This is a genomic window from Cryobacterium sp. TMT1-66-1, from assembly GCF_004403435.1.
GTDB classification, from domain to species: Bacteria; Actinomycetota; Actinomycetes; order Actinomycetales; family Microbacteriaceae; genus Cryobacterium; species Cryobacterium flavum.
This window is the reverse complement of the sequence record NZ_SOGP01000017.1, coordinates 111,534-134,569: the sequence shown is the minus strand read 5'-3', so window position 1 is coordinate 134,569 and position 23,036 is coordinate 111,534. Positions and strand designations below refer to the sequence as shown.

Here is a 23,036-nt window from a genome sequence, read left to right as displayed (position 1 = left end):
GAAATCGACGAGTACGATCTCGAGCTCGAAATGTCGGGTGTTCCTCGCACGGTGGAAGCCATTGACCCGTTCGGCTTCCAGCTCTCGGGCAAGTCGGGCTATCCCGCAGAGGTATCCGGGAGCACCTCATCGGGTGCCGCATTGACAGTGAAGTGCTTCGTTCTTCCTCCGAACTCGCAGGCCCCCAGCGCCCGTCTGCTCGGCCGCTCGCGGGCCGATTGGCAGGGGATCTACGTCTATCGCAACGACAGGCTCCTGCAGGCGGGAGGCTGGCATTCGATCACAGGGAACAGCGCGGAGCTGCAGCTCGCCAGGGCGGTGATCGATCTGACACCCGAGTTGTTGGCAGACGTCACCATGAACCCTGAGAAGAGTGGGGTGCTTCTGCGTCCCGCAATCGTTCACGCCATTGAGGGCGCGCTCGACTCGACCGGCGATATTACTTTCCATGCCTATCTCGACGCTGCTCGGGAAATAATGCAGGTCGCCAACAAGCGTGAAGTGCGAATCAAGCCAGTGACGCCTTTGGCCGACGGGCTCTCCGATGATCTTGTCGCTACCATCGCCGAACACCTCGGCCACCGAACTGAATCACGCCCCGCGTCCATCAAATGGCGGCTCTTGGAAGAAGGACGGCTGTTTCAGTTCGACAGCATTCAACGCACTCTGTGGCTGAATGCCGGGTATCGTCGCCAGCTCACCGGTTCGCAGGATGACGCTCCCAACGATGCACCGCTGCTCAAGATGACTCTCTTCCTCTTGATGGAAAGCCAGTTCGCGCGCGACAGGGTGCAGCAATCCACCCTCGATCAGGTGGAGGCCTGGCAATCCGTGCTGGCCAGCGCCATGAGTGCGCAGATCGACGTGCTCGATTACGATCCCTTCGCCGCCGAGGACAACGACACCCTGACGATGCCGCCTGCCCCCGGCGATGGGAGCGACGTCGCTGACCCAGTCGATTCGGCTGGCGCCCCGGCCAGCGACGGGATGAGTCGGCACCCCGTGCCTGGACCATATGTGCCGAGGCTGAAAGCGCAGGATGTTCCGCCGCCTGCCGGCAACGATCCCGAATCAACAGAACCAGATGTCGACGCTCCTTTCGACGATTTTGAGGACCTTTCGGAGCCAATCGTCGGCGCCACGAAGGACCAAATCAGCGATTATCTGAAACAGATCGGAACAGTCCTGCTGCTGAACGCTGAAGAGGAAGTCGATCTCGCCAAACGCATCGAAATCGGGCTCTTTGCCGAAGAAAAGTTGGACTTGCTCGTCTCCTTGGAGAAGAAATCGGCACTGGGGCGTGAACTCGCCTGGCTTGCGAGGGATGGCCGCCGCGCGAATGCTCACCTCACCTCCGCGAATCTCCGTCTGGTCGTGTCGATCGCGAAGAAGAACTGGGGTCGCGGATTGGACCTCTTGGATCTTATTCAGGAAGGCAACCTCGGGTTGATCCGCGCCGTGGAGAAATTTGACTACACTTTGGGCTTCAAATTCTCCACCTACGCGACATGGTGGATTCGGCAGGCGCTGAGCCGATCACTGGCAGACACCTCCCGAACGATCCGCATTCCCGTGCACATGGTCGAGCAGCTCAACAAGCTGCGTGTTGTCATGCGAAAGTTGGCCACAAGTTCGCCTCATATTGCGACTTTCCAGGAGATTGCTGACGAAGCTCAACTGACCGTTGCCGAGGTAAAGGTCATGCTTTCATACGATCGCCCACTGATATCGCTCGATGAGATCATCGCAACCGATTTCGACGGTTTCAATCTCCTCCCGGTGAATCTCGCCGATGTCTTGGTGGATGAGGAGCAGGAATCCGCCTACGACCGGGTCGAACCCGAGATAGTCAGGTGGCATATAGATTATGTCCTCGACCGTTTATCGGATCGCGAGGCTGGAGTCATTCGGATGCGATTTGGATTGGACGGCGACGGTATGAAAACGCTGGACCAGATCGGTGACGTCTACTCTGTGACACGCGAGCGAATCCGGCAGATCGAAGGGAAGACCATGGCGAAGCTGCGGCACCCCTCATTCAGTGATGAGCTCAGAGATTTCCTTCCTGGCGCCGGCGCGACCTCACGCCGTGGCGCGCCACGGTCAGCCCCCACACCCTCGTCGGCAGTGGCTGACCAGCCGTCCCCCGTGACATCACTGGTCGCGCCCGAAGTCGATCCGGCGGAGGACTTCCAGCTGGAGATGGAGACGTCTGTGCGGATGTTTGACTCTTTGGTCGTTGAGGTGCCCGATCTCGTCAGCGATGACGCTCCGACTGAGCCAGATTCGGCCGGTGACAAAGATTTCATAGATTTATACCGTCAAGGCTTGAGCATTCCGGCAATTGCACATGACTTGGGAGTCGATGATCGTGTCGTGGCCATTCGGCTGACACGGGTGCTTCTCGACGGCACCGGGGATCTTGACGACGAGACCACAGCGCCGCGGCACGGAATCCCCTACACGCCTGACGAGCGAACACGCATCCTCTTGTCGTACGGGCAAGGTCACTCATTCATGAGGATCGCGGGGGACCTGGGAAGAACACCTCTGGCAATCGCCTGGCAACTATTCGACAGCCCCAAACGGCCGGTCCACGTCACGCGGAAGATCCTCAAATCGCTTCGAAGGCGGACGCCATGAGTGGTGCTGTCGAGGAGGGGATGCAAAGCCGGCTAGGCTTTCAGATCATGAGCAAAGAGACTATTCGCGTGTTGGACCTCTTTGCCGGAGCCGGTGGATTATCGGCCGGTTTCCATGCCGCATCCGATCGATTCGAAACTGTTCGAGCCGTCGAAATGGATCTCGCTGCGGCCGCTTCCTACGAAGCGACATTCGGCAAGGGGCTTACCTATGCCGGCCGAATCCAAGATTGGCTCCTCGAAGAAGATGTGCCGTCGAACGTCGATGTCATCGTTGGAGGGCCACCATGTCAGGGCTTCTCGACGCTCGGAAAACAAGACAGCGAAGACGTTCGCAACACCCTCTGGGAAGAATATGCCACGACGATCGTGCGGGCTCAGCCCAAGTACTTTGTCGTTGAGAACGTTGCGGCTTTCGCGAAGTCGCGCCAGTTCGAAGACTTTCAGGATGCCGTGAAACCCGGCGGAATCCTCGAGCACTATGACTTTCAGCACACGGTACTCAACGCGGCAGACTTCGGTGCTCCGCAAGCGCGCAAGCGCGCCGTCGTCATCGGTCACCATCGCGATCTGGATTTCCCTGGGTTCCCGACACCAACTTCCCGGAAGGCACCTCGGACGGTCTTCGACGCCATTGGGAGCGTTCCTCAAGCCGTTGAGGGCATTGACCTTCCCTATGGGCGTGAATACGAGTTCGGCGGCAAGACTTTCGCCGGCCCTTTCTCGGCTCGAGAGCTCCACCTGGGCCGGAACTACCGACAGATATCCTTGGACCGGTTCGCTGCGATCCCCGCAGGAGGAAACCGCTTCAGCCTCCCGACAGATTTGCTCGCTCCCTGCTGGGTGAAACACCAGACCGGATCAGGCGATGTGATGGGACGCCTCCGTTGGAATCGACCGTCGGTCACGATCCGCACGGAATTCTTCAAGCCCGAGAAGGGGCGCTATCTGCACCCCGTCGCCGATCGGGCGATCACTCACTACGAGGCAGCATTGCTTCAAGGCTTCCCCGAGACCCACAAGTTCGTCGGCTCCAAAACAGCGATTGCTCGCCAAATCGGAAACGCAGTCCCTATCCCCCTGGGCGCCGCAATCGCAAGCCAACTCCTGAAGCACCTCTAGTTGGCAGCAGTTTAACGAGCATTGTGCCCGATGCGGTCTCTGCGTCAACGAACGCACCACCCAGACAACGAGTTCGCACTACTCAGTCGAGATAACCAGCTGAGATCAAGAGCCCCCAGCCGTAGCCTCGAAGTTACTACCAAGCCATCGAAATCGCTTACGTATGATCCGTCTTCGCATCAAACATCCTTCGCGTTAAATGCGAAACAATGCTCAGGGCATCCAGGCAATCATCGTTCGTGAAGGCACCCGAGGAGTGCAGCCTTTCAACTTCCTCATGGGCCATCGGATTGCGAAATCCCATTACTATTCCCATGGAGATCTGCTTCTGGCCGTTCTCCACGTTCTTTTCCGTTTGGACGTCAAAGTCGTTACTCAACATGTACCGCTTGAATACCTTGAGCGGGCCATTGTCTCCGAATGCATTGCTGACGATTTTCGACGCATCGCTTTCATCAATGTTTGACCACAATTTCGCTGTCGAGACGTATCTTTTGATCGCCTCCTGCACCGCTGTGTAGTAGTCGCCCATGACGTAGTGTTTGCTAGTTGCAGCTTGAATCTCAGGGTGAAGGTGTCGCCAGACAAACTCTGCGTGAGGCGGGGCAACGCGCTGAACCAACTTGATCAGGTCGCCTTGCTGAGTGGTACTCATGTCGATTTGATCGGATTCAATTGCAGTCACCAATTCACGGACTGACTCCTGCTCTTCGGCATGGATGGACGAGACCCACTCCTCTGTCGAACCTCCGACTTCGGTATCAATGATGGCCTTCCGTGCTTCGGCGCGCAGTCGCCGCCATTCCTGACCCAGCCGAACCATCAATTGCTGGAGCTGAATCTTCAAAAGGAGAGTTTCGTCCGTGTCCCAGTCGATGGCCCGCCTGTCGGTCGCAATGACGTCTGGGACCAGGGCATCGAGAAAGTCGACGTTGAGATAACCCGTCAGATACGAAAAGGCGAAGCTGGACTCCGAAGATCCAAAAAACTCCGGTTCATTTGCCAATCTACCGTTCACGTAGAGGGTGATACCACGAAGCGCTTGTTTGAGCGGCGACTTCGCCGAGACGATCACACCTGAAATTTGGCGTGCGGACCCGACTTCGTCGTCGACCCTCCAGCTCTGGGGAAAGGCCCACTCGAATTCGACCTGGATTGCCGATAACCTCAGCTGGCGAGAGATTGGAAACGACTCACCGCTGGCAGATTCAACGGTCACCTGGAAATCAGCGCCAAAGTAATTGAACAATCTTGAAAGACTCACAGATAGTTCTTCAGCGTTGATTGGAGTAGATCGCTTCAATTGTCGAAGTCGAATAAACGTCCCGTGCTCAGACTCCGATGCTGGCTGATTCCCCTCAACTGGCTCATACGCGCCTTCGGCTGATCGCATGTCGTCATAGTCAAGCACGATGGTCGTAGCTTGCGCGGAGTGCGCCCGTGTCGTCGAGAGCTCAATACGCTTTCCGATTCCGAAGAGCGCCAACTTGCCCAGGCCCTTCTTGCCAGACACAGGACGCCCCCCGCCTTCGGTCAGGCCTGACGGAGAATCCTGGCGACGATTTCGGCCGATACGAAGATACTTGTCCGCTACGTCGTCCCGCGACATCCCATGACCATCATCGGAAATCGAGATCGCGGAGTCGGCCTCGATGCGGATCAAGACGTTCGTAGCGTCAGCGTCGTAAGCGTTAGCAACCAGCTCGGCCAAAGCATTGGGCAGGTGAGAGTACATCTTCGCGCCCAGGTGATCGACTGTTTGTGGGTCAAACCGCAGCACCAGCGGTTCGTGGTCAGTCATTGCGTATACCCCCCGTGGACTCATAGCTGAAGCTTACCGATCTATCGGTGCTCCACTTTGTACCGGGGCCCCCGCCCCCTGCAGGATTATCCTTCAGCCGAACTGGCCAGGAATTCATTAAAGAGGTCCGGGTACCCGGCCCTGAGGCGTTCTTCAAAAGAGTTCCAAGCGTCTTCGTCTTTGATGTGGAGCCTCTCGCCATAGTCACGATGAAAAGTGACAATGTTTTCTACTAACTCCCGAAAATTCCATGAGAGAAAGAACTCTTCCTGCCCCTGCATTTTCCCTGGTGCGGCCGCGTCAAGACGGTAGACCCGATAAGTATTCTGCGCCCGTTGCACGGCCCAGTACAATTTGAACAGGGCGGAAATGGCTTCCCGCTGACCGACAAGGTCTAGGCCGTCAGTGGCGTACAAGACGGTACCAATGACATTGCGGGCTTGCGCCGTTTCGCCCGTGGTCAGGTCGATGTGGATACTCGATATCGCCTGCTTCCGCTCACGAGAGCGCAACTGCAGGGAAATTATTCCGGCAAGGCAGGCAGCGACTAACGCTCCACTGGAGCCAAGCCAAGTGGGGAAGTCGCCCCAATCCAAATTCATCTGCAGCTCCATCTATCTTTTTCGCGAACGACCACAGAGAATTTGCGGTGCCCCAACAAGCAGCTCCATCGCTGTATTACTCTGGTCTCGCGCCAAGGCCCGGGGTCTGTCACGAGAAATCTCACCGCGGGATTCACGGGTCCACGGAAGCATAGTCTCTATGAGAATGGTCGCAAACACGAGCATGGAAGGTGCGCCAAAGGTAGCGCTCCGGTTTCGCGACGGCTGACTCGGCGAGGGCAAGATCGGCCACTCCTGGCCGCGGCGCGCTGCAGCGCGCCGCGCTCGCCGGCGAGATCGTGAGCCTGCGGCTGCGCGATGTGCACGGGCTGGGAAGTCGAGAGCCGCCACACGAACGGCCCGGGGCTGGCGGCGGAACACGCCGATCGGTGACCGAACTTCTGTCGATTCGGTCGTACCAAATGCCCCGCCCGCTGGTGTGCACTGACGTGCACCTGATCGAAAGTACTCGTCGTTCTCCCGTCAGGGCCTCATTCACCAGCTGATCTGCGAGGGCTCCACCCCGGAGCAGTCTGAGTTCGGCGTCAAGCCATCGGTTACTGAGGCCCGGGCGTAGTTGACTACCGTCCCAGCTACCTCGGTCGTCGACTACCACGCGTCATCGATCGCGCAAGGTGACGGACAAACGCATCGGGGCAGTCGTGAAGCGCGGGGAGTAGGGTCGTCCAGAGATCGTGCCGCACGGGGAACAGCGGTGGGACATCTGCTTGAGTGCGCCAGGCAACTCACGGGCGGCTATTACGCCGACCCGGTGACCAAGCCCGTGCCGAATCTGCCGTTTTTGGGGTTCCGAGCTACCACCTGCTCAGCCTGGAGGTTTGAGAGGCGCAGTTTCATTTATCCAGGCGATCATCAGACACCACGCACTTCTGCCTCGCGGTCGCGTGATCATTGCTCTCTATGAACTGTGCTCCTCAAGGATCGCCCCCAGTGTCGTGCCCAATAGCAGCGCCGACTTCTCGTACTTCTGCGTCAGCCTGACGCGCGACGCCTCCGATAGACCGGCCTGACGCGCCGGGTCGGCGTTGTGCGAGATGTCGGCCCGCTTCACAATCAGGGCGAGCGGATCGCCCGCCACCCGCGCCATCGACTCGGCGAGCGGCTCCCCCGGGCGCTTGGTGATGGCATCCACTGCCGTGACGACGTGCTCCTCGAAGCCGAGCGTGCGCAGGTAATCGAGCGTGACGTCGGTGTCCTCCACGACGTCGTGCAACACAGCCACGATCTTCGCATCGGTGCCGCTCACGCGCTGCATCACAGCCAGGGGGTGGTAGATGTACGCGACGCCGAGTTTGTCGACCTGGCCTGCATGTGCCGTTCGTGCCAGGGTGATTGCGTCGTGAAGCTGTGAGGGCTTGGCGCCTGATACCCAGTTCGGGAACGCGGCATCCGGCCCGTACTGCAGCCACTCGCCCTCGAAGCCGGCGGCGCCGTTGGCCGAGCGGTCGTCGATCAGGTAGTCGCCGCGGTTGAGGTTCTTGTGGTGGGAGAGGATCAGCCGTTAGTAGGCGGCAGTCTCGCTTTCGATGCCGAGGTGCTCCTGAACCCAGCGCACCTTGTCGTGCCAGGCGGAGGCGTTATGCCACGGCGCGGTGGACAGGATGAACGTATCGAAATGCTGGGCCAGCTCGCGATAGGCCGTCAGAGCATCCGGCAAAGGGTCCATCAGGGCGAAAATTCCCGGCGCATCGTCGTAGTGGCCTGCGTACTTCACTCGGGCCGCCTCGCTCAGCCGCGCGATGCCACTCGGGAAGTCGACCAGCGTGTTGTCCAGGTCGATGTAGAGGATCTTCTTGGGTTCGGGCGGTTCATTCTGCATCATTGCGGTACTCCTTGGCTCAGGTGTCATCAGGGGAGGTACGGGCCAAGAACGCGGGCCGTGGTGAGGGCGAGCTTGCGGTCCATGTACTCATAGGACGGCATCAGCTCGGTCGCGCCTATCACCGTGTGGATCACACCGGCCGAGTCGAAGATGGCGATCGGCTCGAGGTTGCGCAGCAGCGCCCAAAACGGTTGGAAGAAGTGGATGTCGCGGCCGGTCGCGGCGATCTGGTCATCCGCTGCTTCGGCGTAATCGTCGCGGGCTTTCTGGGCCGATTCAAACGGCAGAAAGTACGGGCAGTCGGGGTCGTCGTAGGGATCCATGGGCGCCGGCACCGCGTACCACTCGTACCGGTCGTCGACCGCGGTCGCGAGTGCGCTGGCCATGACGCGGTAGGTGAGGGAGTGTGCGGTGGTCACCGGTACTGCCTTGGGGATGCCGAGCCCCGTGCCCACCTCGATGCGCTTGAGGGTTTCGTGCGGGCTGACCAGGGCCATCATCTCGATCCAGCTGATGCTGTTGACCACACCGTTCACGAGAAACTTGCAGCCGCCCACGAGATCCCACTGAATGCTCATGCTGTCTTGCTCGTCGTGCACGATGACCAGGCGGCCCTCGCCCTCTACCTCGTGACCCGACACGCGCAGGTGCGGATGCCGCCGCACCAGTTCGCTCGCGAGCCACCAGATCTGCGCGGTGAGAAAGCGGTCGGCGGGCGGAGTGTATTCCTAGTAGCCGTCGCCGCCGTCTTCGTCACCGTTGGTGGACGAGTTATTTCCGGAATCGTCAGATGCTGGGTTGTTCATTTACTCGTCTCCGGGGTGTCGGCGGCCAGCCGGGTGATGGCGGCCTGCAGAAACCGCTTCGGTGTCGTGGGTGGCAGAACCTCGAGGACCTGCCTGAGTGCCCAGTCGATCGCGACCCCGCGGTGGAGGGCCGCATACAGCGCCCCGACCGACGGGGTGCGGCTCTGCGCCTGCGCGCAGTGCACCAGCACAGTGTGCCCCTCGGCCCGCAGCGCGGCGATGGCGTTCACGGTGTCGAGGAGTACGAAGTCGAGATTCGGGTTCTCTGCAGGGTCGTCCTTGTCGATCAGGCGCACCTCCACGTGGTGTTGGATGTCCGGGGGCACCTGCTTCGTGCCCACTCGGCAGAGCGAGACTACTGCGTCGACCTCGCGCGGCAATGCGTCGAGGGCTCCCGCCGCGCCGATCCAAACCCCCTCGTCGTGCGGGTGCTGCACCAGGGTCGAGACATCGCCGAGGTAGGCATAGTCGAAGCGTTCCTTGTGTGCGTCTCCGCAAATTCGACCGCCAAGCCGCACCAGGTCGGCGCCGGTCAGGCCGGGCCAGCCGTGCACGATCCGGCGCCACTCGGCTGGCACAGCGGATGCGCCCCAGCGTGCCCCGAGCAAGCCACCGGCGATCGCCGCCACGGTGTCAGTGTCGCGACCACCGCGCACCGCGGCTTCGAGTGCGAGTCGCAGGTGCGTTGCATCCGCCTGGTTGATGGTGCTGATGGCCGACCAGGCGCCTTGCAATGCCTCGACGACCCAGCCGTTGTGGGCGAAGTCCTTCGGCTCGCTGGTTTCGGCGACCGCGATACGTTCGGCCCAGAGCTCGCGCCGGTCGGCGGGCAGAGCGGACAGGCCCACTCGCACGTCGAGTTCGCCCTCGAGCACCGCGTGCCGAATGGCGAGGCACCAGAGCACGCAGGCGTCGCCGGCATCCGCCTCATAGTGGGTGAGGCTGCTGATCGCGCGGGCCGCCTCGGCGAGCGCCACCGGGTCGTCGAGGTACGCGAGCGCCACCGGAGCGGTGCGCATGAGCGAGCCATTGCCGCCGCTGCGTCCGTGCCGTTCGTGGTGCGCCTTCGCCACCGCACGCACAGCGGATGCCGTGGGCTCGGTCTTCGACAGCACCGCCCGCAGCTGGATCCCCACGTCGGGCGCCGTCTTTGCCCACTGAACCCATTGGGCGACGATGCCATCGAGCACTTTGTCGTCGCGCAGGTCGAGACCGTCGGCGGCTGCTCTTGCGATGAGAACGGCCATCGAGGTGTCGTCGGTCCACTCCCCCGGTGCCCAGTTGAAGCCGCCGCCGCCGTTCATGACTACCGGGGTGCTGCTCGACAGGGGCGGACCGAATTCGTAGCCGGCGCCGAGGGCGTCGCCGCTCGCCATGCCGAGGAGAACCCCGGCGGCGCGGTCTTTCTGAGCGGCGGTGAGTTTCGTCTGAGTCATGTCGTCTCCCCTGTTATTTAGATCAAATGTCATCTATTGCCAACGTAGCACACCTTTGCGGGATTAGCGCAAATCTGCTTTAATAAGCAAGTGACCGAGTATCGAGACAGTTCAGAAAAGCTCTTGACCGATTACCCGCGCCCGTCTCTGGCCGTGGATACGGCCGTGCTCACTGTGAAAGACGGCGCGCTATGCGTTGCGCTCGTGCAAAACAAGGAGGGGTGGCGCCTGCCAGGAACCTTCGCGCACGAGCGCGAAACCCTCTCCGATGCCGTGCTCCGCTCTCTGCACGACAAGGCCCATATTATGGGCCTGCGCCCGCGGCAACTGCATGTTTTCGACGCCCCCAATCGGGACACCCGGGGCTGGGTAATCTCGGTGGCGCATCTCGTGGCGGTGCCGCACGCATCCATTTCACACGTTGAGCTGAAACCGGTGTCACAGGTTGGGCACCTGATATACGACCACAACCTGATTCTGGAGCTGGCGGTACATACACTGCGTGACTCGTACCGAGCCTCGCCCGACCCCGAGCGCCTGCTTGACCCGGAGTTCACGCTGCTCGAGCTGCTGCGCCTGCACTCCGCAATCGCCGGTGAACCGCTCGGCAAGGACACCTTCCGTCGGCGGGTGCTGGGTGAGCTTGTCGAAACGGATGCCTACAAGCCCGGCCTGGTTGGCAAGCCCGCGAAGCTGTTTCGGCACGCAGAGCTGTGAGCATCGGCCGCGTCGAGGCGGATTGCTAATTTGTTCGAGTGTTCGTTAGGTGGCGGCCAACGTAGCCAATGTAAATCATTCCTGAGCCGGCAGTGTCGTCAAAGTAGTGCATCCGGGGCGCAAAAGTGTCCGAGTGCGTCGGCTTGAAATGGGCAGCCATCATGACCTGCCCGTCGGGTCGTACAGACTCAGGCACCGGCAACATTCGCTCTCTGCTCATGCGAGTATTCGCTAAAACGGATTCGCTTTCACCGGCCGCGTGACGTTGGGGTGAGCACTTTCGCCCGTCCACCTCAGAGTCATTGAGATATTGATGCACCGAGCCCTGAAATCCGTGTTCCGTGCGTTGTTCGGCATAGTCATGGAGCACAAGAACGAAGTCCCACATTTTTGACACCACGCGTCCAAAGTGGTCCCTCTTGTCGATCTCCAAAGCTGCGGACTCATCACCGGTAAACACGACTCTCTTGACAACTGGCAGGTCCGATACCCCAGGCGTGAGGCGCAGGACAAAGTCTTCGAAGTTGTCCGGCGGTTCCCAACCGGCTTCCTCGGGTGGTACCTGCGTGTCGGCAAACCGCTCAGCCTCCTTGAATCGCTCACGGAGGATTCGCGCCTCTCTAGACGCTTTGCGCGCTTCATCGCTCTCAATTCGGGCAGCAAGTTCTGCTTCCTCGTTTTGCTCCCGCAAACGATCAATTTCATTCTCGAGATCTATGCGCCGCTCGAGAAGCGATTCAATCTGCTCCTGCGCCACGACATACCCGTCAGCATTGGTCTCAATGAATCGATCGAGTTTCGCCACCGTTTCGACGGAGATTTCAGGCACGCCGACCCATCGCCGAATTAGGGCGGCGAACGCACGCCTTGACCAATCCAAGACAGTCACGGGCGATTCGCGCGACGGTATCGACGTCGCTGGCTCTGCTCGGGACGGCTCGAGCGAGTTAGCGACGGCCATTTGGCCGATTCGAGCCTCGCGCGTAATCCGTGCATCTTCGCGGATGAGGAGCTCATGAGAACGTCTCAGATCGGCGGGCAATTCCATTTCCACTAGCCGGCGGCGAGCCTGATGCGCATGCACGATCGGAAGCGAGCCCCCAACGCGTCCATTCCGAATCGACCGTGCGAAGGTGGCGGCTCCCAACATTCGGTGCCTGAGGCCGTCCTGCGGGTCACTGAAATCGACCTTTGGCGCAAACGTGCGTACGCCACCACGGGGTATTGAGTGAGAATCGGGGAGACGGTCAGCGAGCAGATCGACGGCACTTTCAGATATGGCGAAAGCCGTCGTGACACCGACGCTGTCCTTGGCCAGTTGGCCGATAGTGGAACGCCAGAGTTCGTCAGATATTTGCCCTGGCGAAACGGCCACAATCACCGAAGCCATTCGCCCTTCGTCCAGAATCGCGTTCATCAATTCGTCGATATCGTCGGCTCGGACGACATGTGGGAGCGGAGAAATGACGGTTGTGCTGTCCCTGACGACCGTGCTCTCAAGCAGGTTGCGAACGAGTCGGGGCGGGCGCGCCTCGTGCAGTGCGTCATCGAGGCTCACATCAGCCTTCTCAAGCTCAATGAGGAGAACCTGCTGGTCTCGCCGCGCTTTCGGAAGTGAGCAAGCAGTGATAGAGACAATCCATCGACCTCCTGGATTTGTCTCGTCCAGCCGAATGAGCTGGCGAATGCTTTGATCGCGCTCGTCTGTAAGTGTGACCACCGTCAAGGTCGCGTCGGGACCAAGCTCAAATACTCCAGGACCATCCCAGTCAGCGGTTTCAAGACTTCCACGTTCACTTCGCAGCTTGGATCTCAACCATTCGCGGACATGGGACTCTGCGACTTTGACCGCGTCCTCCGTGTCGTCAAGACGAAGTATTGCGCGGTAGCCGAGTGACATTTTGAATACTTCCTTGTTGGGTGGGCGCGGTCAAAGGTAGCTGTGCGCGCGAAGACGTACCGTGGTGGTAGTACTACTCAGCTCGGAGCAACGACTACAGGTCTTCGAGATGCCTAGCCTCTGTCCTGGAATCCTCCAAGTCGCTGAAAGCACGAGCTGAATACTCCACCTGAAGAGTTATGTCATAATTCTCCCCCGTCAGCGCCAAGAGGACAGTGGTCTCGTGTGTTTCCCAGATTGTGTATTTTTTGAGATCGCCTCGACCCACCGCCATGCCCCATTGATCGGGGTCATCTTGGTAGAGGTCATCGGACCAAAACTCATTGTCTTTATCAGGCGTTCCATACTTCTTAATTAGGAGCGCTTTCAGTGCCGAGCATGAGACGAGATACTTATTGTCATTTGCATACGTCTCCGTAATTAGGTACTTCGACCTCACTAACTGATCATCAATCAGAATAAAGAGAGCCCGACTCGGCATCCCACCGATTGAAGTATCGAAAGCCAGCATGTTCGCAGAATCAGTCCACGGCTGCTCTTCACTGGCCCTGATGGTCGATTTCGATGAGCCCCAGGGCACCTTGCGAAATCCCAACTCTGCTGAAAATTGCCGGTTCTCCGACGCCTCGACCGACGTCCAAGTTCCATCGTTCCGCAGAATGAACGTCGAACCATTTTCCGCAGTGACTAGCATCATGTCCCCCATCGCCTGTGTTTTGTGAGTACAGAATAGGTGCATCACCCGAGAGAGGTGTCAAGGGTCGCATCAACCCGGGCAATAGGCTCATTCACAGTGTCTGCCGCGGACCGACCAAGTGTCCGAGGTCGATGAAACAATTGTCTTTGACGCGAAACACGTTGAACAAGGGGATTCTGTGAGCGAGATCGATTACCACGCTACCGTCGGCGACGCCCTGGGTCTGCTCATCGAGGGGTTGCAACCGTTCGTCGAGCGGGTCTTCGCGACCAAGTTACCGCCCGAAGTGTCGTGGACGAGTGTTCTCGAGCGCAAGGATCACCTCGCCGGCCGACGCGGGGGCATCTACTCACCGCGCGACCTGTCGCTGCTGCTGCGAGCGCTCACCGAGCGGATGGGAGAGCTCGGGTATCCGTTCGACCAGGAGTTGCCGCGCCAGGGACAGACCTACGCGAGCGAACTGCGCGAGGTGCGAAACCAGTGGGCGCACACCCAGGAGTTCACGGCCCAGACGGCGTACCGGGCGCTCGACTCGGCGGAATTGCTACTGAAGTCGATCGGGGCTGATGCTCAAGCGCAGCAGGTGTCCGAGCTCAAAGCGAGCGTCTTGCCGGTCGCTCCGGCACCCCGGGCGTTCGAGCGTGCCGACGATGAACGGTCCTCACGTGATGACCACAGCGATTCCCTCGCTTCCGAACGCCTGAAGGACCCAGATCACTCCGATCGCCGAGAAGCACCACCTGCGGCGACTGCTCACCTCACCATCACGTCGGTCCCGTTCCTCAGTTATGCCATGGCCCACTGCCGGGTGCCGATCGTCGACGAGGTCGTCATCGAGAACCTCGGCGGCGAGGCCCGCGGAGCATCGCTCGAGGTCGACGTCGTCACCGCCAATGGCTCGCTCGGCGGACCCAAGGTGCTTCTGGCTGACCTCGGCGAGAAACAGTCCACCGTCCTGCGCGCGATCGACCTGATTCTCGACCCTGCTCGAATGCTCGCCGTCGAGGAGCAACGCCCAGGAGTCATCCGCGCCACCCTGCGCGACAGTGCGGGAACGACGCTCGCCGAGGCATCCGTCGATGTCACCGTGCTCGCGTACAACCAGTGGGTTGCCACTCCCCTGCACCTGGGACTGGAACTCCTCGCCTCCCACGTGCAGCCCAACTCGGCCGCGATCGCGCCGCTGCTGCGCGAGGCCTCCGACCTGCTGCAGGCGAGCACGGGCGACTCCTCGCTCACGGGTTATCAGACGGAGAGCACACAGCGCGTCGACGACACCGTCGCCGCTATCTGGGACGCCATGCGGGCCCGCGACATTCGCTACGCCGAACCGCCCGCGAGTTGGGGCAACAGCGGGCAAAAGGTGCGCACGCCCGAGGAGGTACTCGTGGGCCGGCTCGGAACCTGCCTCGACACCACGGTGACGCTGGCTGCCGCGCTCGAGCAGGCCGGACTCAACTCCACGATGTGGCTCCTTCAGGGTCACATCTTTCTCGGCTATTGGCGCATCGACTCGTCGCTCGGCGCCATCGCGCTCACCGACGTGGCCGATATCGTCAACCTTGTCGACCTCGGCAGCATTGGGCTCCTGGAAACGACCGCGGTCACTGGTGGCACAGAGTCGAAAAGCTTTGCCGAGGCCGGTCGCATTCCACGCACCGTGCACCTTGCGGCCGGTCTCGACCGGTTCTATGGCGTCACCGACATTCGCCAGGCTCGCGAAAGCCGCATCTTTCCGCTGCCGAGTCGCTCGACCACCGCCGAGGGCGAGGTCACCGTGACCGTCTACCAACCGGCCCCCGGCCGCGCGATCGACCCGTACTACGGCAAGAACACAACGGATGCCGCACCCGGCTCGACCACGGTGCCCGCCCGGGTCAGCCAGTGGAAGAACGCCCTGCTCGACCTCAGCCTGCGCAACAAGCTGATCAACTACACCGACCGCTCGGGCTATTCGCTCGCCGTGCCCGCGCCAGCCGTGGCCCGACTCGAAGACGCGATCAGCGCCGGAACTCCAATCACCCTCCTGCCCTCCGACGCGGTGCCGAAGATCGACGAAGTGCGGGGCATCCGTTTTGGGCGCGACCTGCCCGAAGACGTGCGCGAAATCCTGCTCGCCGACAAGAAGAGCGCCTTCGTCGATATCACTCAGGCCGCCTATACGACCAAGTTGCGTTACCTCGCCAACAAAGCCCGCACCGTGGTGGAGGAAACCGGCGCCAACAACCTGTACCTGGCGTTCGGCATGCTGCACTGGACCTTCAACGACCGCGAATTGCGGTCGCCGCTGGTGCTCATCCCGGTCAATATGACCAGCGCGAGCCGCGGCACTTCCTACAAACTCACGATCGACGACGCCGGCGCTTCGACACCCAACTACTGCCTTCTGGAGAAACTGCGCCTGAGTTTCGGACTGGAGATTCCCGGGCTGGCCAACCCGGCAGACGACGGGTCCGGCATCGATCTGCACGCCGCTTTCACGGCCGTGCGCGAGGCCATTGCCACAGCCGGACTGCCGTTTCGAGTGGAAGAAACCGTCGACCTGTCGATTCTGCAGTTCGCCAAGTTTCGGCTGTGGAAAGACCTCGACGAGAACTGGGAGACGCTGTCGCAGAACAGCCTGGTCTCGCACCTGATCAACTCGCCGACCGCCGCGTACGCTGATCCCGTCTCCGCTGCCAACGCGGTCGATCTCGACGAACTCGGCGGAACGGTGCCGGTACCCGCTGACTCGTCGCAGCTCGAAGCGGTGGCCGAAGCCGTGCATGGGCGCACGTTCGTGCTCGAAGGCCCGCCGGGAACCGGCAAGTCGCAGACCATCACCAACCTGCTCGCTCGGTCTCTCGCTGCCGGTAAACGTGTGTTGTTTGTCGCCGAAAAGCGCGCGGCCCTCGACGTTGTGAAGAAGCGTCTCGAAAGCGTGGGCCTGGGCGACTTCTCCCTCGACCTGCACGATAAGAGCGCCCGGCCGGCCGCCGTGCGTGCCCAGATTCGGGCTGCGCTCGACCTGCATATTCAGCCAGACACGGCGGCACTGCAGACCAACCTCGAAGCGGCGACGTCGAGCCGTGGAGCCCTTGCCCGCTATGCCGATCGCCTGCACGAGGTGAACGCTGCGGGTCTCTCGCTCTATGGCGCCCGCACCAATGAGCTGGCAGCGGATGCCGACGTGACCGCCCTGGAGATTCCCGCCACGCTCGTGGCCGGAAGCGCTCCCGAAGCCTTCGCCGAGCTGCGGCAGGTACTGCGGAGCCTGCCAGAGGTGAGCGATCTGGCCCGGCCCAGCCCGACGCATCCGTGGGGCTTTGTCGACGAGCGAGCCACCCACCCGCTCGATGTCGCCGCCATTCACACCGCCGCCCGCGCGTTCGACGGCGCTCTCGTCGCCGCCGAGACCGCCGGGTTCAGCCTCGAAGCGCTCAACCGACGCAATTCTGCTGCCCTGATCGGCGAGTGGAGTGATGTTTCCGCCGCCCCGAGGTACCCGCTGCCGATCATCGATTCCCTGCACGGTGACGACTGGAAGGCCCACCTCACAGCGCTCGAGCAGCAGCTCGCCACTGTGACGGCAACTCCCCCGGGATGGCTCGTATCGGTCAAGCCGACAGCGCTCGCGCGCGACCTGCCGGCTATCCACGCCGCGGCCGTCGCGGCCGACGAAGCGGGGTTCTTCGGACGCAAGAAGAAGCGCCGTGCCGTTCTTGCGTTGTTCGCCGACGACCTCGAGGTTGATTCCCAGTCCGTGCCGCTGAAGACGCTGTCGACACTCACTGGCGCTCTGGCCGCCTCGCACGCCGCAGCGACAAGCCTCCGCGGCGCTGCCCTCAAGTTGCCGGTCCCGCTCGTGGACGTCGGCTGGAACCCGTACCTCACTGAATCGGCGGCGAAACTCGCCGCAGACATCAACTGGCTGCGCTGGATCGGCGATGCGCTCAACCCGCAGGGCGTCGCGCGTATCGCCGACCTGCGCCAGTACTACGCGGCGAGTGCGGTGGGCGCAGGTCAGGGTGAGCTCGAGCGGCTCGAACAGGCCTGGACCCAACTTGCGACAGCGGCCGATCTTGACTCGCACCCAGTCTGGGCAGGGGATCTCGGCTTCACCGCCCGTTGGACCTCAACCCGGGCCGCGCGAAATGTTGCGGCAGCACGGCCGGTGCCTCTCGAGCGCTGGCTCGCGCTGGTGCGTCATCTCGAACCACTGATACGAAGCGGGCTTCTCGAGGCCCGCGCCTCCCTGCTCGACGGCCGAATACCAGCGGATGACGCCGCGCTCGCCTTCGACAAGGGTGTCGCCGTCGCGTCGATCTCCGAACGCGAAGATGCCACCGCGCTCGGCGACTTCAACATCATCGCGCACAACAAAACCATCGGCCGATTCACGACGAGCACCGGCCTCGTGCGCGCCGAGCTGCCGCGCGCCATTCCGGCCGAGGTGCTCGCCCTGCGCCGATTCGACACGACAGTGCTCTCGGGCCAGGTCGGCGGTCTGCGCCGCCAGCTCGATCGGCAGCGTGGCGGTATGAGCGTGCGCGCGCTCCTGCAGAACTACGGCGAACTCATTACCCAGGTCATGCCGTGCACCTTGATGAGTCCCGAATCGGTGGCCCGATTCTTTCCCGCGCAGGCCGGGCTGTTCGACATCGTCGTGTTCGACGAGGCGTCACAGATTCGGGTAGCGGATGCCATTGGTGCCATGGGGCGGGCGGCATCCGTTGTGGTGGTGGGCGACAGCAAGCAGATGCCGCCGACCAGTTTCGCAGAAGCCAGCGCGAGTATCGATGATGAGGTCGATACCGCGCCAGAGGTAGTTGTTGATGAGGAGTCGATTCTCACGGAGTGCGTGAACGCCCGGGTGTCGAGCAAGTGGCTGTCGTGGCACTATCGCAGTCAGGACGAGTCTCTGATCGCGTTCAGTAACCACTATTACTACGAAAGCCGACTGTCGTCGTTCCCCGCTCCGGTTGGGGCGGGCGCCACCGGTGCGGGCCACGGCGTCTCACTCGTGCGCGTGAACGGGCAGTTCGAGCGCAGCGGCAAGGGCAAGACTTTGCGCACCAATCTGGTGGAAGCCACCGCTATCGTCGACGACATCCAGCGGCGCTTTCGCCTGTCGCCGGGGGAATCACCCTCAGTGGGCGTGATCACCTTCAACGCCCAGCAGCGCAACCTGATCGAGAATATGCTGCGCGACAGCCCGGATGAGCGCCTGGAACGAGCGCTCGACGAACCCGACGGTCTGTTCGTGAAGAACCTCGAGAACGTGCAGGGTGACGAGCGAGACAGCATTCTGTTCTCCATCGCCTTCAGTGCGAACGACAAGGGCGTGGTACCGCTCAACTTCGGCCCACTCTCACGGGCTGGAGGTGAACGCCGCCTCAACGTTGCCATCACCCGGGCGAGGCGCGAAGTGGTGTTGTTCGCTAGCTTCGACCCCGGCGTGCTGCGCGCCCAGGACACCAGTTCGGTGGGCATCAAGCATCTGAAGGCCTACCTCGAAATGGCCGATCGGGGAGCCGCAGTCATGCACGACGACGTGCGGCGCCAGTCGGTGGTCGATCGTCATCGCGACGATATAGCCGCCGAGCTGCGCGGTCGCGGCTTCGCCGTGCAGACCGACGTGGGCCTGTCGGAATTTCGGGTCGATATCAGCATTGCGGATGCCTCCGCTCCCGATCACCCGCTGGTTGCCGTACTGCTCGACGGACCGAACTGGCGTGCACGCCTAACAGTCTCCGACCGTGACGGTCTGCCCGTCGACGTGTTGCAGGGCCTGATGCGCTGGCCCGGCGTGGAACGAGTGTGGATGCCAGAGTGGCTGCACCAGCGTGAGGAAACGCTGGATCGGCTTGCGGAGTCCGTCAGAGTGGCTGCCCAGAGACCATCGGCCCCCATCCCTGTCACGGTGCCTTCGGCGTCGGTTTCTGTGCCGCCCCCTTCAGCGCCGATTCGTGCGGCTGCGAAGCACCCCTCGCAAGTAGAGCTCCCTTCACCGTTGCGAGGAAGGCCCGTCACCGCCCCGAGCAATCCGCTGGTCGTGCCCTATTTCGAGTGGCAGCCCAGCTACCGCGGATCCGTGAGCGTTCTCGACGAACTGCCCCGCTCGTCCGCCCGGGTGCAAGCGGTCATTCGTGACGTGGTTGCCGCCGAGGGTCCGGTGCACAGTGTTCGCCTGGCTAAACTCGTGGCGAGTGAGTTCGGGCTCGATCGTGTGGCGCAAGCGCGCGCAGCGGCGATCCTGCGCTGTGTCCCCCCGGAGCTGCAGCGTTCGACCGACGAACCCTTCCACTGGCCTACGGACATCGATCCGGCAACCTGGCTCGTGGCGCGGCGAACGCCGCTCGGTGGCGTGCGCCTGATCGACCACGTCTCCCTCTTGGAGATTGCCAATGCGATGCGCCAGTGCGCGGCATCCGCTGCTGGAATGGACGAGACCGAACTCAAACGCGAAGCGCTGTCCCTGTTCGGTGGTCGACGGGTTACCGAGGCGATCGGACAACGGCTCGACGCTGGGCTCATCTATGGGCTGAAGTCCCGGAGGCTGGAGCGTGCGGGCTCCGGGGTGGTCGTCAGCGGCCCGCTGAGCTGATCCGTGCGGCGACGGCTGATGGACGCGCGGGTCGTTAGGCGGTCACCAGCAGACGAGCATCCGTTTGGCTGGCTAGTTTGCGGTCGAGGGTGTACATCGGTTGATTCGATGTCAGCTCTGCCGACGTCACGAGGTAGCAGTCCTCAAAAGAAAGTTTGGGGTGCCCAACGAACAAAGCCAGTACTCGATCGAACAGGGCGGCATTGGCGACGATTTGGGGCAGATTCACGAGACCCTGGATTGCTTCTCGCTGCTGCTCACGATTGAGCCCGTACGCGCGCCCCAACACGAACACTGTCTCGACGAGTGCGATATCCGATACGACAAAGGTGCCGCCCGTGTGAAGCAGCGCCACAGCGGCGGCGTGCTGTTCGGGCACATCGTTCAGCAGCAATCGAAGAACGACATTTGCGTCCAAGGATGCGCTCAATGTGCACTCTCGTCGTTACGGTGTTCCTGGTAGTAGGCGTCGACGTCTGTGACGGGCTCGACGATCGTCGCGTAGCTGGAGATTCGTGCACTGAGGGCTTCGATGTGCGCCACCGGCGCTATGTTGATCGTGCCGCTGGCTTCGTCGATCGAGATTTCCAGTCGATCACCGCGTTCAAGCTGTAGGGCTTTGCGCACTGCTGCGGGAAGCGTTAGTTGGCCTTTGCTGCTCAGGGTGACGATGGCCTTCATGACTTACATTTTAGGTGGCGTAAGGCAGCACGGCGAGAGTCATTTGCTCAACCACGCCGGCAACTCAATGAGGGTCACTGAGCTGATACCGAAACTCGTCCGGCGCGATCCAAATTTGATTGGGAGTCGGTGCCAGCATCCGCTCTGGAATTTCAGCTGGGTCAGGCGAGCTGCGTCAGCCGCACGACGATGCCGACAATTGGCAGAAGGGAGCAGAGTACGGTCACGACGCCGATCACCACAAGATTACCGGGCAGCACCGCCAGCAGGATCGATCCTAGAAAGGTTGCGGGTCGGGGTTGTCGGCGTTGTCGGTGTTCCAGACGGAGGTCCACGGGTTGGGCGGGGGTGGTGCTGGAATGGTTGGCGGGGGTGGTGCTGGCGGTGGTTGTTGTAGGTGGGGGCTGATGCGGGTGGCGGGGTCGGTGGCATAGTGTTTGCCGGCGGGGCTGGTCCAGTGCAGGGTGCCGTCGGGGTCGGCGACGGCTTTCCACNCGTCGGGGTCGGCGACGGCTTTCCACTCGCTGAAGTGCTTCAGGTTGTGGTGCGCCGGGGAGAGAAAGTGCAGGTTGGTGGCGGTGGTGGGGCCGCCGAATTGTTTGTCGATGGTGTGGTCGAGGTCGCTGTGCCCGGCGGAGCGGTTGCAGCCGGGGAACCGGCAGGTTCCATCCCGCAGTCGCAGGTACTTCTTCAGGCTGGCCGGTACTCGGAAGGGGTCTTGGCTGACGTCGATCACGATTCCGGTGTGGGGGTGGGTGAGGATGCGCAGGAAACTTGTCGCCGTGCCGGCCAGGCGGCGGGCGGTCTCCGGGTCGATCGGCCCGTACCCTTCCAGCTCGGCGGGTTCTTCGCTTTTGCCCATCAGTGTGAGCACCGGGACGGTGATGTTGACGTTGGCGGTGAGTCCGGCGCCGAGGCCGCTGCCGGTGACGCCCTGCTGGAGCAGGTCGACGGCGACATCGGCGCGGAGCTGGCTGAGGGTGCGCTCTTCGCCCGGGCCCTGCAGGCTGATGGCGGCGTCGGTGACGCGGGTGTAGATGCCCTGCAAGTCGTCACCTGCACCGCGCAGCCAGAGGGTGGCCATGCCGTCTTTATCGGGGAAGAACAGCACCTTGCGGTCGGAGAGGCACTTGGCGCGGCGCACGGTGATGCTGTCGGGGTGGAACCGTTCCCGCAGTTTGCGGGCCTTGCCCTCGAACTGCGTGGGAGTGAGGCGTTTGGCGTGCGGCAGCAGCACCGCCTCCAGTGCGGCGCGGGCGGGCCGCGGCACGGAGACGAGCTGGTCGAGCAGGCGGCGGGCGTGGCGGAGGGAGATGTCCCCGGTGCGGAGCGCGGTAAGAGTATCGGGCCGCTCGACCACCAGTTGCCGGCTCTCTTGGAGGAGGCCGGACGCGGTGCCGTTCGGGATGCGCAGCGCGCACGCCATCTCCGCCACGAGGCCCTGCTGCGCGGCGAAGGTAGCATCCCAATCGTGCTCATGGCCCGGCCCGGACAGGGGGCGGCCGGTTTCGGCGGTGTTGGTGGTGTAGTCCCACGCTTCGGTGAGAACCTCAGCCTTGCTCGCCTGGGCCCAGGCGATGATCTTCTCCAGGTAGAGCACCCGGTCGACGAACTGCGCCTGATGCCGCTGAAACGGACTTAAGACGCCGCCCGTGCTGCTGTCGGCCGGGTCGAATTGGTCCGGGTCAGCGGCGGCTGAATCTGATTGGTCAGCGGCAGCGGGATGAGCCCGGAGCTCGTCAGTGGCGCCCTCATCCGAGAGGAAATCCGGGAGGAAATTGGCCGCGAGATACTCAGCGTAGAGGATCTCCTCACGGAGCTCCCCATCGAACACATGCTCGGGCGGCACCGCAGCGAACACCTCGGTCAGGTCCAGGCCGATCGGAATCGGTGGACCGTCAATCAGCACCGGACGGTTAGCCATCGGGCTCACCGATTTCAGGTTGACGGGTTCCGGGCGGACCGGTACGGGGGCATCGTCCGGGGTGAATTCTTCGAGCCCCTCGGCGATCTCGACCCGCCAATCGGCCTGGCACTGCGCCCAGAACGCCTCGAACTCGGCGCGCTCCTCGGGAGTGGAAGGCGGGTAGCCGTGACAAGCGAAGAATGGATCGACGAGGCTCGGCTGGGGGGTGTCGCCGCTCTGGCTCATAGAACAAGTGTACCAAGCCCAACTCCAGAAGTCGAGCCATTCTCACATATT

At 62.0% G+C, this 23,036-nt stretch carries 15 protein-coding genes and 1 pseudogene; 5 read left to right on the top strand and 11 right to left on the bottom strand.

Annotated features, from left to right (window positions below; genetic code table 11):
- Window positions 1-1,128: 1,128 nt before the first annotated feature.
- Both E3T29_RS20300 and E3T29_RS12770 read left to right on the top strand, forming a co-directional pair.
- Window positions 1,129-2,064: pseudogene (locus E3T29_RS20300) on the top strand (sigma-70 family RNA polymerase sigma factor); the annotation flags it as partial.
- Window positions 2,065-2,639: 575 nt separating this feature from the next.
- Window positions 2,640-3,764: a DNA cytosine methyltransferase gene (locus E3T29_RS12770; protein WP_241987802.1), complete on the top strand. Its 1,125-nt coding sequence runs from the start codon at window positions 2,640-2,642 to the stop codon at window positions 3,762-3,764.
- Between the two features lie 157 nt (window positions 3,765-3,921).
- Here E3T29_RS12770 and E3T29_RS12765 read toward each other — a convergent pair whose 3' ends face one another.
- Window positions 3,922-5,565, bottom strand: a complete 1,644-nt coding sequence (locus E3T29_RS12765) for a TIGR02391 family protein (RefSeq protein WP_166792408.1) — start codon at window positions 5,563-5,565, stop codon at window positions 3,922-3,924.
- An 86-nt stretch (window positions 5,566-5,651) separates the two neighbouring features.
- Window positions 5,652-6,179: a hypothetical protein gene (locus E3T29_RS12760; protein WP_134345814.1), complete on the bottom strand. Its 528-nt coding sequence runs from the start codon at window positions 6,177-6,179 to the stop codon at window positions 5,652-5,654.
- Between the two features lie 565 nt (window positions 6,180-6,744).
- Here E3T29_RS12760 and E3T29_RS20485 point away from each other — a divergent pair.
- Window positions 6,745-7,092 carry an acyclic terpene utilization AtuA family protein gene (locus E3T29_RS20485; protein WP_198417759.1) on the top strand — a complete coding sequence of 116 codons (348 nt, stop codon included), beginning with the start codon at window positions 6,745-6,747 and terminating at the stop codon, window positions 7,090-7,092.
- Here the strand turns inward: E3T29_RS20485 and E3T29_RS20000 are convergent.
- The 4 genes from E3T29_RS20000 to E3T29_RS12740 all read right to left on the bottom strand — a co-directional run bounded on the left by E3T29_RS20000 (window position 7,087) and on the right by E3T29_RS12740 (window position 10,252).
- Window positions 7,087-7,446 carry a hypothetical protein gene (locus E3T29_RS20000; protein ID WP_241987800.1) on the bottom strand — a complete coding sequence of 120 codons (360 nt, stop codon included), beginning with the start codon at window positions 7,444-7,446 and terminating at the stop codon, window positions 7,087-7,089. The genes E3T29_RS20485 and E3T29_RS20000 overlap by 6 nt on opposite strands.
- Window positions 7,447-7,689: 243 nt before the next feature.
- Window positions 7,690-8,010 (bottom strand): hypothetical protein, encoded by a 321-nt coding sequence (locus tag E3T29_RS19995; protein WP_198417758.1) that lies wholly within the window; start codon window positions 8,008-8,010, stop codon window positions 7,690-7,692.
- 26 nt (window positions 8,011-8,036) lie between these two features.
- Window positions 8,037-8,651 carry a hypothetical protein gene (locus E3T29_RS12745; RefSeq protein WP_134345812.1) on the bottom strand — a complete coding sequence of 205 codons (615 nt, stop codon included), beginning with the start codon at window positions 8,649-8,651 and terminating at the stop codon, window positions 8,037-8,039.
- Window positions 8,652-8,812: 161 nt separating this feature from the next.
- Window positions 8,813-10,252, bottom strand: coding sequence for an ADP-ribosylglycohydrolase family protein (locus E3T29_RS12740; RefSeq protein WP_134345810.1), 1,440 nt, complete (start codon window positions 10,250-10,252; stop codon window positions 8,813-8,815).
- Between the two features lie 90 nt (window positions 10,253-10,342).
- Between E3T29_RS12740 and E3T29_RS12735 the strand changes: the two genes are divergently transcribed.
- Window positions 10,343-10,969 carry an NUDIX hydrolase gene (locus tag E3T29_RS12735; protein ID WP_134345808.1) on the top strand — a complete coding sequence of 209 codons (627 nt, stop codon included), beginning with the start codon at window positions 10,343-10,345 and terminating at the stop codon, window positions 10,967-10,969.
- A 25-nt stretch (window positions 10,970-10,994) separates the two neighbouring features.
- On the opposite strand, the gene E3T29_RS12730 is transcribed toward E3T29_RS12735, so the two are convergent.
- Both E3T29_RS12730 and E3T29_RS12725 read right to left on the bottom strand, forming a co-directional pair.
- On the bottom strand, window positions 10,995-12,869 hold the full coding sequence (locus E3T29_RS12730) for a hypothetical protein (protein WP_134345807.1): 1,875 nt from the start codon (window positions 12,867-12,869) through the stop codon (window positions 10,995-10,997).
- Between the two features lie 94 nt (window positions 12,870-12,963).
- A complete protein-coding gene (locus E3T29_RS12725; RefSeq protein ID WP_166792407.1) occupies window positions 12,964-13,575 on the bottom strand; it encodes a hypothetical protein in 612 nt (203 codons plus the stop codon).
- A gap of 169 nt (window positions 13,576-13,744) precedes the next feature.
- Between E3T29_RS12725 and E3T29_RS12720 the strand changes: the two genes are divergently transcribed.
- Complete coding sequence (locus E3T29_RS12720; RefSeq protein WP_134345803.1) at window positions 13,745-20,152, top strand: DUF3320 domain-containing protein; 6,408 nt, start codon at window positions 13,745-13,747, stop codon at window positions 20,150-20,152.
- A gap of 34 nt (window positions 20,153-20,186) precedes the next feature.
- Here the strand turns inward: E3T29_RS12720 and E3T29_RS12715 are convergent, their stop codons facing one another.
- The 3 genes from E3T29_RS12715 to E3T29_RS12705 form a co-directional block, all read right to left on the bottom strand.
- Window positions 20,187-20,570, bottom strand: coding sequence for a PIN domain-containing protein (locus E3T29_RS12715; RefSeq protein WP_166792406.1), 384 nt, complete (start codon window positions 20,568-20,570; stop codon window positions 20,187-20,189).
- 8 nt (window positions 20,571-20,578) lie between these two features.
- Entirely contained in the window at window positions 20,579-20,833 is a 255-nt protein-coding gene (locus E3T29_RS12710; RefSeq protein ID WP_198417757.1) for an AbrB/MazE/SpoVT family DNA-binding domain-containing protein, read from the bottom strand.
- 277 nt (window positions 20,834-21,110) lie between these two features.
- Window positions 21,111-22,985 carry an HNH endonuclease signature motif containing protein gene (locus tag E3T29_RS12705; protein WP_134345799.1) on the bottom strand — a complete coding sequence of 625 codons (1,875 nt, stop codon included), beginning with the start codon at window positions 22,983-22,985 and terminating at the stop codon, window positions 21,111-21,113.
- Window positions 22,986-23,036: the final 51 nt, after the last annotated feature.

Excerpts from the sequence above, each read along its gene's own strand:
- E3T29_RS12740 (WP_134345810.1), bottom strand. The coding sequence starts at position 10,252 with ATGACTCAGACGAAACTCACCGCCGCTCAGAAAGACCGCGCCGCCGGG.
- E3T29_RS19995 (WP_198417758.1), bottom strand. The coding sequence starts at position 8,010 with ATGATGCAGAATGAACCGCCCGAACCCAAGAAGATCCTCTACATCGAC.
- E3T29_RS12770 (WP_241987802.1), top strand. The coding sequence starts at position 2,640 with ATGAGTGGTGCTGTCGAGGAGGGGATGCAAAGCCGGCTAGGCTTTCAG.
- E3T29_RS12760 (WP_134345814.1), bottom strand. The coding sequence starts at position 6,179 with ATGGAGCTGCAGATGAATTTGGATTGGGGCGACTTCCCCACTTGGCTT.
- E3T29_RS12710 (WP_198417757.1), bottom strand. The coding sequence starts at position 20,833 with ATGAAGGCCATCGTCACCCTGAGCAGCAAAGGCCAACTAACGCTTCCC.
- E3T29_RS12765 (WP_166792408.1), bottom strand. The coding sequence starts at position 5,565 with ATGACTGACCACGAACCGCTGGTGCTGCGGTTTGACCCACAAACAGTC.
- E3T29_RS12730 (WP_134345807.1), bottom strand. The coding sequence starts at position 12,869 with ATGTCACTCGGCTACCGCGCAATACTTCGTCTTGACGACACGGAGGAC.
- E3T29_RS12725 (WP_166792407.1), bottom strand. The coding sequence starts at position 13,575 with ATGGGGGACATGATGCTAGTCACTGCGGAAAATGGTTCGACGTTCATT.